The following is a 15249-nucleotide window of genomic DNA, read 5'->3' on the forward strand; positions in this document are numbered from 1 at the left end:
CGGTCCCGCACCTCGAGATCGCGCTTCGCCTTCCCCGTCTCGATCGAATCGGCGCGGATGGCGATCCGCGCCTTCAGCACGCCGGGCTGGCCGGGATCGATCTCGACCCCGCCGTGCCACGCGTCCACCTTTCCGTGAACCACCTGAAAAGACGTGGGGAGCTCGAAGGTGATCGACGACTCCTCCGGAACGAACCGGTACTTGACCGCCCGCGGCGGTGCGACCGTGGCGTTCTCGGGGTTCGGCTTCTGCGCGAAGGCGGGGAGACACATCGCCCCGACGACGAGAGCCGAAAGAAAGGTCTTCATGGACGTATTTTAGCGCGAGGCCTGGACAACGGCCCGATCAACGTCCGGAACGGGCATAACCGAACCACCAGTCGGCCACGTTCGTTCCGGTCGGACCGGTCCGGAAAGCCCCTCCCGAGCTCCCGAAATACGACGCCGAATCGTGCGCCGCGAGCCGTTTCCGCGCGTCCATCCCGCGGGCATTCCCCGCCGCGACCGTCCCGCCGTCGACGAGGGCGCCGGCGTTCTCCGAATTCCCGTCGCGGCCGTCCGAACCGGCCGCCAGGATCGCGAGGCCGGACTCCCCCGCGATCTCGATCGCCGCCGCCAGCGCGGCTTCCTGGTTTCGCCCTCCCGTCCCGGCGCGTCCCTCGATCGAGACGGTCGTTTCGCCGCCGGCGAGGAGGAGGAACTCCCCGCCGCGGCGGCGCGCGCCCCCGCGGAGCCGCCGGGCGAACGCCCGACCCGCCTCCGCCGCTTCCCCGGAAAGCGGCGCCCGTTGAACGGAAACCGCGATTCCCGCCCTCCTCGCCGCCGCCGCGGCCGCCGAGAGGCCCGTTCGGTTGTCGCCGACCCGGAACGCGCGATCGAGCGGTTTCTTCGGGCTCACCGTGGGCCCCGACCCGACCACGCGGAAATCCGCCCCCGGAACGTCGGAGAGCACGAGCGTCGTCACCCGCGCCGCCGTCGCTTCGGCGAGCCGCCCTCCCTTGATGCGAGAGAGAGAGACGCGCAGCCGGTTCAGGCGCTCGATCGGCCAGCCCGCCCTCATCGCCCGGCGAACTCGCGAGCGCTCGTCGGCGAGCGTCACGCCATCGCGCGGAAGGGCGAGGAGGGACGAGGTCCCCCCGGAGACGAGCGCGACGATCTCCTCGCCGGCGCCGAATCCGCGGAAGAAGGCGAGGGCGGCCCGCGCGGCCGCGAGGCTCGACCGGTCGGGCTCCGGGTGCGCGGCGAAGAGGACCGCGGCCCGCAGCGCCGCCGGAACCGCGGCTTCGCGAGGCGCCACGACGAGAACTTCGTCGAAGGGCGCGGAGCCGAAGGCGCCGGACGCCATCGCGACCGCGGCCTTCCCGCAGGCGAAAAGCCCGCGTCGTCCCCGGGAGCGGGGACGACGCCGCTCGAGGAACTCCGCCACGAGGCGCTCCGGATCGACCGCGTCGAGCGCCGTCCGCCAGAGAGCCTCGAGGAGCTCCGCGCCCGCCACCCGGCTATTATCGGGCGATGGCGCCCCGCCGGATCGCCGTCGCCGCTCTTCCCTGGGTTCTCGCGGCGGCCGCGTGCGCGCCCGCCACCCCGCGATCCGCCGCCCCCCGGATCGGGGGCGCGCTGGAGGTCCAGGGCGGCCTCCGGCGTTTCGGGGGTTCCTTTCTTCGCGAGCGCGACGGGATCCGCGAGGCTCGCTTTGCCGGGCCGCCGTATCTTCGCGGATACGCGCGAGGACGGCTGGCGTACCCGCAGATCGCCGCCGGAGAGGAGGATCTCGACGCGCTGCTGAAGGAAATGGTTCCCTCGGGGTTCCGCCGGTGGTCGCTCCGGCGGCTTCTCGGCCTCTCGATGCGGCGGTCGGAGAAATGGATCGGCACGGCGCACCTCGCGGAGATCCGCGGCGTCGCCGACGCCGAGTTTCCCGATCCCCTGCCGCGGGGCTGGAGTCCGTTCGCCCGCCAGCTCTCGCTCCACGCGCTCCACGACTTCTCGCAGCGCTTCATCGACACGGTCCCGCTCTCCGGCGCCTGTACGGGTTTCGCCGCGGCGGGCCCGGCGACCGCCGACGGCCACGTGTATCTCGCCCGGAACTTCGATTTCGAGGCGGGCGGCCGGTTCGACCGGGAAAAGATCGTCGCGGCCGTCGTCCCCGAGACCGGCTTCCGGTACCTCACGGTGACCTTCGGCGGAATGACCGGGGTCGTCTCGGGATTCAACGAGAAGGGGCTCGGCGTTTCGCTCCAGTCGCTCTCGGGGGGGCCGACGGCCGGATCGGGCGAGCCGTCGTCGCTCGTCGTCGCGGACGTGCTCCAGAACGACGGGACGCTCGAAGAGGCGATCGCGCGGATCCGCTCCGCGCGTGTCCTCGTCTCCGATCTCTACCTGGTCGCCGACGCTTCCGGCGCCATGGCGGTCATCGAGAAGACCCCGAAGAAAACGGGAGTCCGGCGGGGCGGGCCGGCGATCGCCGCGACGAATCTCGCGGACGTCCCGGAGATCGAGCGGGAGGTCGGGCCGCCGCCGCGATCCTCCTCATCGGTGGCGCGGCAGCGGCGGATCGAGGAGCTCGTCTCTCGCGCGCGAGGGACGCTCGACGCGGCGGCGGCCGTCGCGATCCTGCGCGATCGCCGCGGAATCGGCGATGCCCCCCTCGGCCCCGGAAACCGCAACGCCATCGACGCGCTGATCGCCTGCCATTCGGTCGTCTTCGACCTGACCGCGAGGCGCGCCTGGGTCGCCGCCGCGCCCCACGCGCTCGGCAGGTTCGTCTGCTTCGACCTCTCGCTCCTCTCGACCGCCGATCCGGACGACCCGCGGTTCGCGGGGCTGGCCGCCCGCGCGATTCCCGCGGACCCGTTCCTCGACGCCGGCTACGGGGCGTATCTCGAGGCCCGCCGCGGGAACCTCCGCGCGCGACGCGCGCTCCTCGGCGGGGACCCGGCGGCCGCCGAACGCGAGGCGGACGCGGCCATCCGCCGCGCGCCGCGATTCGTCGAGGCGCTCGCCTGCCGCGGAGAAGCCCGCCTTCGCCTCGGCGATTTTCCCGGCGCCTTCGAGGACTTCGACGCCGCGGCGCGGCTGCGCCCGGGCCCTCCGGACTTCGCGGCGGAGATCGCCCGTTTCCGCGACGCGGCCTCGGCGCGGAGGGTGCCGGCGCGCCCTCTCGCCTTCCCGGTCTCGCTCGCGGACACGATCGAATCTCGTGAATAATCGCGCGCGATGAACGCGCCGCCGATTCTCCGGGGCGAGAGCCTCACGAAGACCTACCGGGTCGGACCGCAGCGCGTCGAAGCGCTGGCCGGCCTCGACATCGACTGCTCGCCGGGAGAGTTCACCGCACTCGAAGGGCCCTCCGGATCGGGAAAGACGACGCTCCTGAACGTCCTCGGGCTCCTCGACCGTCCCGACGGCGGCTCCCTCGCTCTCGACGGCGAAGACGCGGCGGCTCTCGACGAGCGCGCCCGCGCCCGCGTCCGCCTCGAACGCTTCGGCTTCGTCTTCCAGACTTTCAACCTCATTCCCGTGCTCTCGGCCCGCGAGAACGTCGAGTACCCGATGGCGCTCGCGGGGCGAACGGGGAAGGAACGGGAGGAACGCGCCCGCGCGTTGCTGGCGGGCGTCGGGATCCCCGAAAAGGAGGACGTGCGTCCGGATCTCCTCTCCGGAGGCCAGCGCCAGCGCGTCGCGATCGCCCGCGCGCTCGCCAACGAGCCGGAGATCGTCTTCGCGGACGAGCCGACGGCGAACCTCGACAGCCACACCGCCGCCGAGATCCTCGACCTGATGCGCCGGCTGAACGAGGAACGGGGCGTCGCGTTCCTGTTCGCGACGCACGACCCGCGCGTCGTCGAGCGGGCGCGGCGCGTCGTGACGATCCGCGACGGCCGGATCGTCGCCGACCGATGAGCGTCTGGGCGCTCGCCCTCCGGAACGTCCGCCGCAACCGCCGGCGGAGTCTCCTGACCGCCGGGATCGTCGTGTTCGGATTCGCCGCGTTCGCGCTCGCCGGCGGCTTCATTTCGCAGACGTTTTCGGGACTGAAGGACGGGACGATCCGCGGCGGCGTCGGGCACCTGCAGGTCGCGCGCCCCGAGACGTTCGCCGGCGCGGAGGAGCGGACGCTCGAGCACGGGATTTCCGACGTCGGCGCCGTCGAAACCATCGTCCGGAAGGACCCCGCGGTCGCCGCGGTCCTCCCGCGGATCGACTTCGTCGGGCTGCTGTCGAACGGGAATCGGTCGGTGCCCTACCTCGGCGTCGGCTTCGATCCGGTCGACGAGGCGCGGAACATGGAGACGCGGACGCTTCTCGTCTCGGGACGATGGTTCGCGAGCTCCGGCGAGATCGCCGTCGTCCTCGGGACCGGGCTCGCCGGGGCGGTGGGGGCGAAGGCCGGCGACACGGTGACCGTCTTCGGCACGACGCCGGAGGGGGTGCTCAACGCGATCGACGCGACCGTCGCGGGCCTCGCGGAGCTCCCCGTCAAGGAGCTGAACGACCGTTACCTCGCGACGACGATCCCCGCGGCGTCCCGGCTCCTCGACGTCGGAGGCACCGTCTCGAAGCTCGTCGTCATGCTGAAGCCGGGCGAGAAAGCGGAGGACGCCGCTCCGCGGCTCCGGGCCGCCCTGTCCGCCGCCGGAACGCCGCTCGCGGTCAGGACGTGGCGTGAGCTCGCGCTCTTCTACAACCAGGTGCGGGTCCTCTACGCCGGAATTTTCGGTTTCATGGGCGCGGTTCTGGTGATCGTGGTGCTGCTCGCGTGCGCGAACACGATGACGATGGCCGCGGCGGAACGCACGCGCGAGATCGGGACGCTCCGCGCGATCGGCACGCCTCCCGAGACCGTCCGCGCGATGTTCGTCGCCGAGGGAGTGATGCTCGCGCTCGCCGGCTCCGTCGCCGGCGCCGTTCTCGCGCTCCTCGTGCGCGCGGGGCTCAACGCGTCCCACATCATGCTTCCGCCGCCCCCCGGGGCCTCGCACGGCACCCCCATCCACGTCGCGTTCTACCCGCTGACCTACCTCGCCGGCCTCGCCGCGATGCTCGCGACACTCGCGGCCGCGTCCTACTTCCCCGCCCGGCGGGCGTCGCGAATTCCGATCGTGGAGGCGTTGGCCCACATATGACCGTCGCGCGAGCGGGCTCGTTCCTCGCCGCCGTCTTCGGATCGATCGCGCTCGTCTCGGCGGCCGCGACCCCGGCCGAGCTGCTCCGGCTCGCGGATCGTCCGAAGAACGAATTCGTCGACGCGGTGATCCACGCGAAGATCACGGTGACCCGGAACGGCCGGTCGGAGTCGCCGGCGGAGTTCGAGCTCTACAAGAAAGGGGAGGACCGCGGCCTCGTGGTCTTCACCGCCGGCAAGCAGAAGGGCCGCAAGATCCTGACCGTCGGCGACAGGGTCTGGCTGATCGTTCCGGGCTCCTCGCACGCGATCGCCGTCACGCCGAACCAGCGCCTGATGGGCGGCGCCTCGCTCGCGGACGTCTCGAAGCTGCGCTTTTCGGAGGAATTCGACGCGGCGCTCGCGGGCCCCCCGCAGACGGTCGACGCCCGGGAATGCGACGTGCTGAAGCTTTCGCCGAAGTCGGCGAAGTCCTCCTACGGCGGCGGCACGCTGTGGATCGACCGCCAGGAGCACCTCGCGAGGAAGGCGGTCGTCGATCTCGTCTCCGGCAAGCCCGCGAAGGAGATCACGTTCGACCGGTACGGCAAGCAGGCGGGGAAGACCGTGCTCGAGTCGATGACGATCAAGGACCTGCTCAGCGGCGCCGACGCATCGACGACGCGCATCGACTACACGAACTACCGCGCGGCGAAGATCGACGACGAACTGCTCACGCCGGAAGGGGCGCTCCACTTCTGACGCCGTCCCGGGCCCGGCTGCTCCGGCGCGCCTCGTCGGGGCCCGGAGCGAAGAGGGCCGTACGCCGAATCGCGCCTAACCGCAGGCAGGACGTTCGTGTCGGCAGAGACCGGCGTCGGCGAGCCGCGAGGCTCGCCACGATTCGCCATGACGCGCGAGCCGCCGCGATGGACCGTCCGAGCCAGCCTCCGCGACGGTTACTCTTCCGGGAGCTCCGGTTCCTCCTGGGCCACCCGCTCGACACCCGGAGAGGTGAACTCGAGGATCAGGTCGGGGAGCGTTTCCGAGAACTGCGAGCGCGGGAGCACGCGGTCGATTCCCGCCGCGCGCGCGCGGTCGGCGAGCGCCTTGTCGACGTGCGAGAGGAACCCGACCATCGGGATTCGGGCGCTCCCCTTCTTGCGGGAAGCTTCGATCGCGTCGAGAACGGCCGGCGTGAGCTCGACGAACGCGGCGACGGCGCCGGACGCGAGCGCCTTCGGCAGATCGCCGGGCGCGCCGACGAACTCGACCGGAACCGACAGATTCCGCGCGGCCGCGTCGACCTTCGCGCGGAACATCAAGTCTTCGACGCGGGCGACGATCCGTTTCTCCCCCATGGCGCCTCCGTCCTTCAGAACGTTTTGACGAGATCGAGAAGGTATCGGTTCAAGTAGTGCTCCCGATCCTGCCGCCGCTGGAAGACGACGGAAGGCCGGAGCATCACTTGAGGGAGCACGGTCACCGATACTCCGATGCGATGCCCCACGTACCAGCTGTGGAACCACCAGTCGTCCGTATTGTACGCCCCGACGACCGCGTCGCGGTCGACGTACTGGTAGATGTCGAAGAGCTGGAGATCGCCCGGCGCGCCTTCGCGCCCGATCCGGAGCGAGGCTTCGACGCCGTCCTGGTACCGGCGTTCGCTCGCCGCCAGGTTGTGCGACCAGTCGACCGCGAGGGTGATCGGGAACCGGGCGCCTCCGGCCACGCGCACGCGGGCGAGCGAGTCGACGATCCGGAAGTCGTTCTCGTACGGGCTTCCGGGAGTGTAGCCGGGCGCGGCGTAGGCGGGGACGTTCTGGCGGATCCAGTGCTCCCCCGTCTCTTCGAGGTGCGTGAAGCGCCAGTAGCTCTCCGACAGATCGAACGCGACGTTCTCCGGGTTCCCGAGCTCGACGGTCGCCTGCCCGACGGCGATGTGCGCCTGGTCGTGCTCCCGCTGCGGCCCGTAGAAGAACCCGCCGCCGACGATCAGGGCGGACATCTCTCCGAGAGGCTTCCTCCATTGGGCCGAGGCGCCGATCACCGGGATGTCGTGGTCCCAGAACATCTCGCTCGAGCGGAACGGCATCCCGTACTGGCCGGCCAGAATCAGGAAACCCCCCGGCCGAGCTTCGAGATAGGCGCGATCGAGGCCGACGCCGCTCGACCGATAGTTGTCGAGCCGGGCGGCGTTCGTTCGGTTCGAGTCGGAGCCGAGGTCGCCGACCGCGCGGACGCCCAGCCGGAACCGGTCCGAGGGGACCCAGTCGAGCTCCGGGCGGATCTCCGTCCGCCACCGGTGGATGTCTTCGACGGGGGCCTGCCTCGAGAGCTCGATGATGTCGTAGCGGACGAGCGCGTCCCAGCGGAGCTCGAATCGGCCGCGGGAGGCGGCCACGGGCTCGTAACGCTCCTCGGCTTCCGGAGTCGTCGCCGACGCCGGAGGAGGAGCGACCTGCGCCGCCGCGCGGGCCGTCCAGGCCAGGGTGGCCGCGGCGATCGCCGCGAAACCGCGCCTCATGCGGACTCTTCCCCCCGGGTCCGGCGGGGCCTGCCGGCGCGCGGCCCGACGCGCCTTTCCTCCCGGGGCTCCGCGCAACTCTCTTCGGGGGGCTTCAAGCCAATCTCCTCGCGCGCCTTACGCCACGACCTCCGAAAGGTCGCGGGAGAGCTCCGCCATCGACTGGTAGCGCTTGTCGGGATCCTTCTCGATCGATTTCATGACGATGCGCGCGATCTTCGGATCCACGTCCGGGTTCTTCGATTCGATCGGAGGGGGTTCCTCGTTGATGTGCTTGAGCACCACGCCGAGCGCCGAGTCTCCCTCGAACGGAAGCGCGCCCGAGAAGATCTCGTAGAACACGACGCCCGCGGAATAGACGTCCGTGCGGAGGTCGAGCGGACCGCCCCTGGCCTGTTCGGGGGAGATGTAATCGGGAGTCCCGACCACCATTCCCGTCGCGGTGAACCCCTTGTCCTCGGAAAGACGCGCGATGCCGAAGTCCATGATCTTCACGCCGCCGTTGGGTTCGATCAGGATGTTCTGCGGCTTGATGTCCCGGTGGATCACGCCCGCCGCGTGGGCGGCGGCGAGACCGCTGCAGATCTGGCGCGCGATGCGGAGACCCGCGGCGGTCGGGAGCAGCCGGTTCTGCGAGAGCAGGTGCTTGAGGGTGATGCCCCGGACGTACTCCATCGAGAGATAGCGCATTCCGTCGGCCTCGCCGAAATCGTGGGTGCGGAGGACGTTCTTGTGCGTGATCTTGCGCGCGAGACGAATCTCCTGCTTGAACCGGTCGACGAGGGTCGCATCCTGCGCGAGCGCTTCGCCGCGGAGGACCTTGATCGCCACGGCGTCGTCGAGCGTCCGGTCGTAGGCCTTGTACACGATCCCCATGCCGCCGACGCCGAGCTCCGATTCGATGTCGTATCTCCCCGCGAAGCGGGTGCCGACGCGCGGCGCGGGCCCGGAGCCGGACGCCGGGGACGTCGCGCCTCCGATCGCGAGCGTCTTCTGCGGCGGCGAGACGGGGATGTTCCCCCCCATCGTCAGCTGCGCGATCTGTTTCTCGAGCTCCGCCTTCTCCTTGAGCTCCTCGATCATCATCCGGAAGGAGCGCGCGAGGATGCCGATCTCGTCCTTCTGCTCGACCGGGAGCGGCACGTCGTACTGGCCGTCGCGGACCGCTTCGGTCGCCGCGACCATCCGGCCGATCGGCCCGGTCATCCGCCGGGCCAGGAGGTAGGAGATCACGAACGCGAGGAGAAGGGCGGCGATCCCGACGACGAGGAGCGTTTTCTCGATCTCGCGGAACGCCGCGAGCTCGGTCTTGAGGGACCGCAGCGTCACGACCGATCCCACGACCAGGCCGGAGGACAGGCGGAGCGGCCAGGAGAGCGACAGGTACGAATCTTCCCCGGTGTCGATCGACATCGGGCCGACGATCATGCCCTTCTGGAAGACCGCCGAGGTGACGTCCCCCCGGCTCTCGATCGCCCGCGCGAACGTCCGGGTGGCGCTGCCGAGCGTCGAGGCGACGACCTGCGGGCGCGGCGGATCGGCCGGTTTGTTCAGGTTGGAGAAGAACACGGCGTCGGTCGATGCGACGTCGTGGAAATTCTCCGCGACGCGGTCGTCGATCGCGAACGCCGCGATCAGGACGCCGAGCGTGCGCGCCCCGGTCCCTTCCCCGACGGCGACCGGCGCCGCGACGGCGTGGTACAGCTTTCCTTCCGAATACCAGATCCCCTGCGTTTCCGCCCCGTCGAGCGCCTTCTGGACGAGACCCGAATCGGAGAGATCGTGGCGCCATTCCCGCTTGTCGCTGCGGACGATCGAGACGCCCCGGGGATCGGTGACGATCAGGAAGTCGGCGCCCGTGGCGGAAGCCTGATCCTCCTTGAGACTGTTGAAGATCGTGGCGGGATCTCCTTCGTCGACGAGCGCCTTGAAACCGGAGTTGTCGACGACCGGCCGCAGGGCCCGGTGGAGCTTCTCGTACCGGTCTTCCTGGAAGTTGTCGTAGGCGTCCTTGGCGCGCGCGAGCGCCTTCCGGCTCGTCTGCTCCGCGATCGAGCGGACGCGGTAGCTCGAGATCTCGACGGCCGCCGCCAGAGCGATGAAGACCAGGAATGCGACCGCGAGGAAGATCTTGACCGTGAGGGAGAAGCGCGGGCGCTCGGAGCGCTCGCGCGGCGTCGGCGCCATCCGATTCGTGATCGGCGCGGACGGCGGCTCGAACCGGCGGGTCTCCTGCGGATTCGGAATCGGCGTGCTCACGGCGCGTCGCGGCCTCGGAGGCCGGAAGCGGGCTCGAACGAAGAGCGACGGCCGCGATCGGACACGGTGTCGGCGCTCGGGTTCAGTACCGATCCTCGTCCGGAGGAGGCGGCGGATAGTCCTGGCCGTACTTGTTCTTGTGCGGCTGCGGCTTGTAGGCGGAGACGTCGAAGGCGAGGGCCGCGGTCGCCGCCTCCCGCGCGCGGACGACGATGGGCTCGGACGTCTCGCCTCCCGCCTCGCACCACGCCCGGACCACCCGCGCGCCGGCCGGGACGCCGTCGAACGAAAAGACGCCGCCGGCGCCCGTCACCGTCGAGAAGGACGAATCGACGACCCGGACGTACCCGACCATCTGGGGGTGGATGTTGCAGTAGACGCGCACGAGACCCGGCGACACGAACGTCTTCTCCTTCGAGCGTCCGCTCCGGTAGAGGCCGAGATCGAAGCGGTTGTCTCCCGAAACCGAGAAGACGTTGTGGAAGATCGGGTCCTGGTTCGGGAAGGACACCGCGCGGCCCGCTTCCACGGCGACCACCCGCGGCGTGAACCGTTTGTGCTCCGAGGTCATCGTCTGGAGCGCTCCGGAGCGCTCGTCGCCGTGCGTCGCCTCGACCCACACGACCACGTTCGACGCGTCGGCGCGCGGACGGCCGCCGTCGAGGAGAGTGACCTTCCCTTCGATGCGCCCCGACGGCGGCGGGAGAGCGGCGCCGGCCGAGCAGGCGAGGAGCAGCGCGGCCACCGACCATCGCCCCGATCGCATGGTCCGGAATGATATCCCGGGCGACGGGCCTGCCCGCTCGACGCGCGCGTACCGTCGGACCCGAAGGGGACGTCCGGATCGGCGAATCGGAACCGCGCCGAAGCGCGACGAGAGGCGATGCGGCGTCGCGGCGCCGTCCCGAGATCGCGAGTGGTTCTATCCGCCGACCGGCGGATCTAGACCCCTCAGGTTCCGCCGAACCCGAAACTGACCTTCCCGTCCTCCACGATGACGGGCACCTCCCGGCTGCCTTCGGTCCAGGAGAGCATCCGCTTCATGTTTTCGGGGGAAGACTTGACGTTGACGTACTCGAAAGGAATGTTCCGCCGGGCGTAGTCCGCACGGGCCGCCGACGTGTAGGGTCAGGTGTCCTTCCCGAAAATCAGGACCTTTTCTTCCGCCATGGAGAGAAGTGTACCAGCGAAACTCGCGCCATCGGGCGCCGGTTCGGGGAGCCGAAATCTCTCGCGTTTCGCGCCTCCCCCATGCTACAAAGGCGCAAATCCGTCGAGGAGGAACGCGCGCATGGCCAGATCCGAAGGTCCGGTTCCCGAGTTCCAGCCTTACATTCCCGCCGATCAGGCCCCTCCCGAATTCACCGGCAAGGCGATCGTCCTCGGCGCCTTCTTCGGGCTCCTCTTCGGCGCCGCGACGGTCTACCTCGCGCTCCGCGCCGGATTGACGGTTTCGGCGTCCGTGCCGATCGCGGTCCTCTCCATCGCCGTCTTCAAGAAACTCGGCAAGTCCACGATCCTCGAGAACAACATCGTGCAGACGATCGGGTCGGCCGGCGAATCGGTCGCGGCCGGCGTCGTCTTCACGGTGCCGGCGCTCCTCTTCCTGCAGGGCGGCGGGGACTTCTTCAAGTACGGCACGATCTTCGTCCTGGCGGCGATCGGAGGAACGCTCGGCGTCCTCTTCATGATCCCGCTCCGGCGCGCCCTGATCGTCAAGGAACACGGGAATCTGATCTACCCCGAGGGCACGGCGTGCGCCGACGTCCTCATCGCCGGGGAACGGGGAGGCGAGCTCGCCCGGATGGTCTTCAAGGGAGTCGGCGCGGCGCTCCTCTACAAGTTCCTCTACGGGATCCTCGGCCTCTGGCGCGAGACGGCGCTCTGGTTCCACACCGACAAGAACGGCAAGATCCCCGACGCGACGCTGAACTCCGACGTCACGCCGGAGTACCTCGGGCTCGGCTACATCATCGGGCCGAAGATCGCCGGAGAGCTGGTCTCCGGCGGCATCCTCTCCTGGCTCGCGCTCATCCCCCTCATCTCGATCTTCGTTCCCGAAGGACGCCTCGTCACCGATCTCCACAACCTCGGATTCTCCGACGCCTGGATGGCCGGCAACACCCACGCCGAATGGATCTACCGCGCCTACGTCCGGTACATCGGCGCCGGCGCCGTGGCCTGCGCGGGCGTCATGACCCTCATCAAGACCCTCCCGACGATCATCTCGGCGTTCCGGGAGTCGGTGAAATCGATGCGCGGAGGCACCGGCGTCGCCAAGCCCGTGCGCACCGAGGACGACCTCGGGATGGGATGGGTGATCGCCGGCTCGATCGTCCTCGCGCTGCTCATCACCGTAATCCCGAAGTTCCCGCACGGCCCCTTCCCCGGCTCGCTCGTGATGGGACTCCTCGTCGTCGTCTTCGGGTTCTTCTTCGTGACGGTCTCCTCCCGCATCGTGGGAATCATCGGCACGTCATCGAACCCGATCTCCGGGATGACGATCGCGACGCTGATGGCCACGTGCGTGGTTTTCGTCCTCCTCGGGCGCACCGGGGACATCTTCCAGCCGGTCGCGCTCTGCGTCGGCGCGCTCGTCTGTGTCGCGGCCGCCAACGCCGGAGCGACCTCCCAGGACCTGAAGACGGGCTTCCTCGTCGGCGCCACCCCGCGAAAGCAGCAGATCGGCTTCATCATCGGCGTCCTCGTTTCGACCCTCGCGATCGGCGGGACGCTGTTCCTCCTCGACAGCACGCTGAAGGGACCCAACGAGCTGCACGGCATCGGCGGCCCGCAGCTCCCCGCTCCGCAGGCGACGCTGATGGCGACGATCATCAAGGGGCTGCTCGCCAACAATCTCCCGTGGGCGCCCGTCCTCGTCGGCGCGTTCCTCGCGATCATGGCGCAGCTCGCCGGCGCGCACGCGCTCTCCTGGGCGGTCGGCGCCTACCTCCCCGTCTCGACGACGTTCCCGATCTGGGTCGGAGGCATGATGAAGTCGCTCGCCGACCGGATGAGCCACCGGAAGGACGAGTCGGAGCTCTCCTCCGGAATGCTCTACGCGACCGGGCTCGTCGCGGGAGGATCGCTCGGCGGCGTCGCGATCGCGTTCGTGGCCTTCTTCGGCGATCGCGTGCTCCACATGGAGCACCCGCCGCTCCTCGAGTTCCTCGACCTCGGCGGCCGTTTCTATCCGGCATTCAAGAGCGGAGTCGGCGGACAGATCCTGTGCGCCGCGGTGTTCGGCGTCCTCTGCCTGCTCCTCGTCCGCAACGCGCAGAAGGATCTCGAAGGCTAGAGCGCGCGAGGCGCGCCGGGAAAAGCCCGCTCCGGCGGGCTTTTTCGTCATAGACTTTCGTCCCGATTCGGAGGCTCGATGAAGAAGCTCGCTCTCGCGGTTCTCGTTCTCGCGTTCGCCGCCGCCGCTTTCGCGCAGGCTCCTCCGGCGAAAACCCTCGTCCTGAAGGCCGCGCGGATGTTCGACGGCCGCTCCGAGCGCGCGGTTTCCCCCGGGCTCGTCGTCGTCGAGAACGGGAAGATCGCTTCCGTCGGCGGAGCGCCGCCGGCCGGCGCCGAGGTGATCGATCTCGGCGACGCGACGCTCCTCCCCGGCTTCATCGACGCGCACGTCCATCTCTCGATGGAAGCCTCCGACAACTGGCTCGCGGATTTCTATTCGCGGATCATGCGGTTTCCCGCCGAGCAGGCCCATTACGCGGAGCTCTACGCCCGCCGCACGCTCGACGCGGGATTCACGACGGTCCGCGACGTCGGCTCGTGGGAATACGTGGCGGTCGGCCTCCGGAACGCGATCAACGCCGGGATCACCGAAGGCCCGCGCATGCTCGTGTCGAACTACGCGATCGGGGCGACGGGCGGCCACACCGACGGAACACCCTACCCCCCCGATCGGGTGAGGGCGTCGGGACCGCGGGAAGGCGTCTGCAACGGCCCCGAGGAATGCCGCGCCGCCGTCCGATACCAGATCAAGTACGGCGCCGACGTCATCAAGTGCATGCCCTCCGGAGGGGTGCTCTCGCTCGGCGATCCGGTCGACGCGCCGGAGCTCACCCAGGAGGAGATGAACGCGATCGTCTCCGAGGCCCACGCGTGGGGGCGGAAGGTCGCCGCCCACTGCCACGGCGACGCCGCGGCGAAGATCGCGATCGCGGCCGGCGTGGACTCGATCGAGCACGGCTCCTTCCTGAAGCCGGACACGCTCGCGCTGATGAAGAAGAAGGGGACGTACCTCGTCCCCACGCTGTACGCCGGATACTGGGTCGGCTCGCACGCCGACAGGTTCCCGGCCCCGATCGCGGCGAAGGCGCGGGCGGCGTCGGCCGCGATGACGGCGATGTTCCGCGAAGCCGTGCGTCAGGGAGTGTCGGTCGCGTTCGGAACCGATGCCGGCGTCGAGCCGCACGGCGGCAACGCGCGGGAGTTCTCGCTGATGACCGAGGCGGGACTCGCGCCGGCGGCGGCCCTCCGGGCGGCCATGACCGGCGGCGCCGCGCTCCTCGGGGTGTCCGAAGACTCCGGGACGCTCGAGGCCGGCAAGCGTGCCGATGTCGTCGCGGTGCCGGGCGATCCCCTTTCGAACATCCATGCGACCGAAAAGGTCTTCTTCGTCATGAAACAGGGAAGAGTCGTTCGGAATGTCCGCCCGTGAACGTGGCTCCGGCGAGGTGAGCCCGGAAGGCGCGTCGGCCGTCCTCGAGGCCAACCGCTCCTTCTATGCCGCCCTCGAAGCCCGCGACGCCGCCCGGATGGAGGCCCTCTGGTCGCATGCCGGAGACGTCGCCTGCGTCCATCCCGGGTGGCACCGGCTCGACGGCTGGGAGGAGATCTCGCGCTCGTGGCGGGCGATCTTCGCGAATTCGCGCGCCTGGAAGGTCCACCCCGAGGAGGAGCGCGCCTTCGTGTCGACGGACGTGGCGGTCGTGCTCTGCGTCGAGATCCTCGAGGCCTCGGGAGCTGCCGGCGAACCGGCGCGGATGCAGGCGACCAACGTCTTTCGCCGGGAGGACGGCGGCTGGCGGATGGTCCATCATCATGCGTCGGCGATGCCGGAGGCCGGCGAACAGGAAGAAGAAACCATCAATTGAGCACGCGAGGTGATCCGCGCCGTTATACGGGTCCGTCGATCCGACCGTCGGCACGATGTACTTTCTTCAGTACGCCTTAGCCGCCGGCCGGCCCGCCGAACCCGTCTTCCGGCACGTCTGACCGCGCCTCTCAATTCTGCTGGGGGATTCGCCCGATTCACGGGGAGACGGACGTCTACTCGGTCGCGCCGAGGAACTCCGTTTCCAGCGAGACGCCCGCAGAAATTCGGCGCAGCCGCTCGGAGAGCTCGTCCG

General features: G+C 69.8%; 14 protein-coding genes. 7 read left to right on the plus strand and 7 right to left on the minus strand.

The features are described from left to right. On the minus strand, positions 1-308 hold a 308-nt coding region (locus VFS34_16695), incomplete at its 3' end, for a YceI family protein (protein HET9796089.1). Positions 309-345: 37 nt separating this feature from the next. After that, positions 346-1494 carry a DUF4147 domain-containing protein gene (locus tag VFS34_16700; GenBank protein HET9796090.1) on the minus strand — a complete coding sequence of 383 codons (1149 nt, stop codon included), beginning with the start codon at positions 1492-1494 and terminating at the stop codon, positions 346-348. 17 nt (positions 1495-1511) lie between these two features. On the opposite strand from VFS34_16700, the gene VFS34_16705 reads away from it, so the two are divergent. From VFS34_16705 to VFS34_16720, 4 genes are read left to right on the plus strand one after another with little or no spacing between them, the layout of a single operon-like run. Continuing rightward, complete coding sequence (locus VFS34_16705) at positions 1512-3206, plus strand: C45 family peptidase (protein HET9796091.1); 1695 nt, start codon at positions 1512-1514, stop codon at positions 3204-3206. A gap of 9 nt (positions 3207-3215) precedes the next feature. Then, entirely contained in the window at positions 3216-3902 is a 687-nt protein-coding gene (locus tag VFS34_16710) for an ABC transporter ATP-binding protein (protein HET9796092.1), read from the plus strand. Next, entirely contained in the window at positions 3899-5125 is a 1227-nt protein-coding gene (locus tag VFS34_16715) for an FtsX-like permease family protein (GenBank protein HET9796093.1), read from the plus strand. The genes VFS34_16710 and VFS34_16715 overlap by 4 nt, the downstream gene beginning before the upstream one ends. Next, complete coding sequence (locus VFS34_16720; GenBank protein ID HET9796094.1) at positions 5122-5865, plus strand: outer membrane lipoprotein-sorting protein; 744 nt, start codon at positions 5122-5124, stop codon at positions 5863-5865. The genes VFS34_16715 and VFS34_16720 overlap by 4 nt, the downstream gene beginning before the upstream one ends. Before the next feature lie 197 nt (positions 5866-6062). Here the strand turns inward: VFS34_16720 and VFS34_16725 are convergent, their stop codons facing one another. The 5 genes from VFS34_16725 to VFS34_16745 all read right to left on the minus strand — a co-directional run bounded on the left by VFS34_16725 (position 6063) and on the right by VFS34_16745 (position 11059). Next, positions 6063-6464: a hypothetical protein gene (locus VFS34_16725; protein ID HET9796095.1), complete on the minus strand. Its 402-nt coding sequence runs from the start codon at positions 6462-6464 to the stop codon at positions 6063-6065. A gap of 14 nt (positions 6465-6478) precedes the next feature. Next, positions 6479-7630 carry a putative porin gene (locus VFS34_16730; protein HET9796096.1) on the minus strand — a complete coding sequence of 384 codons (1152 nt, stop codon included), beginning with the start codon at positions 7628-7630 and terminating at the stop codon, positions 6479-6481. A gap of 117 nt (positions 7631-7747) precedes the next feature. Further along, positions 7748-9889 (minus strand): protein kinase, encoded by a 2142-nt coding sequence (locus VFS34_16735; GenBank protein ID HET9796097.1) that lies wholly within the window; start codon positions 9887-9889, stop codon positions 7748-7750. Between the two features lie 82 nt (positions 9890-9971). Next, complete coding sequence (locus VFS34_16740) at positions 9972-10655, minus strand: hypothetical protein (GenBank protein ID HET9796098.1); 684 nt, start codon at positions 10653-10655, stop codon at positions 9972-9974. A gap of 185 nt (positions 10656-10840) precedes the next feature. Then, positions 10841-11059, minus strand: coding sequence for a UXX-star (seleno)protein family 1 (locus tag VFS34_16745; protein HET9796099.1), 219 nt, complete (start codon positions 11057-11059; stop codon positions 10841-10843). 121 nt (positions 11060-11180) lie between these two features. Here VFS34_16745 and VFS34_16750 point away from each other — a divergent pair, with 121 nt between their 5' ends. The 3 genes from VFS34_16750 to VFS34_16760 all read left to right on the plus strand — a co-directional run bounded on the left by VFS34_16750 (position 11181) and on the right by VFS34_16760 (position 14994). Beyond that, positions 11181-13187: an oligopeptide transporter, OPT family gene (locus tag VFS34_16750; GenBank protein ID HET9796100.1), complete on the plus strand. Its 2007-nt coding sequence runs from the start codon at positions 11181-11183 to the stop codon at positions 13185-13187. 78 nt (positions 13188-13265) lie between these two features. Further along, positions 13266-14558, plus strand: coding sequence for an amidohydrolase family protein (locus tag VFS34_16755; GenBank protein ID HET9796101.1), 1293 nt, complete (start codon positions 13266-13268; stop codon positions 14556-14558). A 16-nt stretch (positions 14559-14574) separates the two neighbouring features. Beyond that, positions 14575-14994: a nuclear transport factor 2 family protein gene (locus VFS34_16760; GenBank protein HET9796102.1), complete on the plus strand. Its 420-nt coding sequence runs from the start codon at positions 14575-14577 to the stop codon at positions 14992-14994. The last annotated feature ends 255 nt before the right edge of the window (positions 14995-15249 follow it).

This window comes from Thermoanaerobaculia bacterium (assembly GCA_035717485.1).
GTDB lineage: Bacteria > Acidobacteriota > Thermoanaerobaculia > UBA5066 > DATFVB01 > DATFVB01.